Source organism: Lentzea aerocolonigenes, assembly GCF_000955955.1.
In the GTDB taxonomy this organism is placed as follows: domain Bacteria; phylum Actinomycetota; class Actinomycetes; order Mycobacteriales; family Pseudonocardiaceae; genus Lentzea; species Lentzea aerocolonigenes_A.
The window spans coordinates 1-1,159 of sequence record NZ_JYJG01000032.1; the positions used below are offsets into that span (position 1 = coordinate 1).

1 pseudogene is annotated in these 1,159 nt (G+C 69.7%); it reads right to left on the bottom strand.

The features are described from left to right. Positions 1 to 1,036, bottom strand: a pseudogene (locus UK23_RS48325) (hypothetical protein); the annotation flags it as partial. Between the last annotated feature and the right edge of the window lie 123 nt (positions 1,037 to 1,159).

The window sequence follows — 1,159 nt, forward strand, 5'->3', positions numbered from 1 at the left end:
AGTCGGAGTTCCCGTTGCCGTTCCAGTCACCGCTCACCGGCAGATAGCCCGGGCCGCCGAGCCGCCACGTGGGTTCGTAGAAGCCGCCGGAGTCGAACAGGATGTGGAACGAGCCGTCCGACGGGCGGTACACGCCGTAGTCGGAGTTGCCGTTGCCGTTCCAGTCACCCGCGACGGGCAGGTCGCCCGGCCCGCCCAGGCGCCAGGCCGGTTCGTAGAGACCACCGTTGTCGAACAGGACGTGGAACGACCCGTCCGACGGCCGGTACACGCCGTAGTCGGAGTTCCCGTTGCCGTTCCAGTCACCCGCGACGGGCAGGTCACCGGGCTTGCCCAGCCGCCAGCTGGGCTCGTACAGGCCACCGGAGTCGAAGTTGACGTGGAACGAGCCGTCAGCCGCGTTGTAGGTGGCGTAGTCGCTGTTTCCGTTGCCGTTGAAGTCGGACGAGTACTTGGCGGCACGGGCGGTGCGTCCACCTCCACCCCACAACGCGCCGGCGATGACCTCACCGTCGTGCGCCTGCGGGTAGTAGGCGTCCGGCGTGCCCGAGCGCTGCACGTCCTGGCAGACCTGGCCGATCGGCTTCGAGTGCCAGTCCGCCACCTTGAGCAGGTGGTTCACGAACTCGTTGGTGGCGTGCACCGGGTCGACCACCTGCTCCGGCGTGCCCCAGCCCATGCTGGGCCTCTGCTGGAACAGGCCCCGCGAGTCGCGGTCGCCGCTGTCCAGGTTCTTGATGTTGGACTCGACGATCGTCGTGGTGATCGCGATGGCCGCGGCGTGCTCGTCGAGGCCGCGCGATCGCACGGTGTCGACCACGGCACGGGCGCAGGACATCTGGTAGGCGTTGACACCGGCGCGCAGACGGCCGTTCAGCTTGCCGTTCAACGAGGTGGCGACCGCCTGGTCGGACTGGGCCGGGCCGCCGGGCTGGCAGGCCAGGTTGGTGACGGCGAGTGCGGACGGGGCGGCGGTGAGCGTCAGGCCCGTGACGAGCGCGGCCGCGGCGAGGCCCAAGGACAGTGCGGATCTCATGGCTGTTCTCCGTGGCTTCCGGCGCGTCAGACCGGCCGGTGGCTGCTGTTGCCCAGCCGCCAGGCGGGCTCGTAGAGGCCGCCGGAGTCGAACAGGATGTGGAACGAGCCGTCGGCGGGGTTG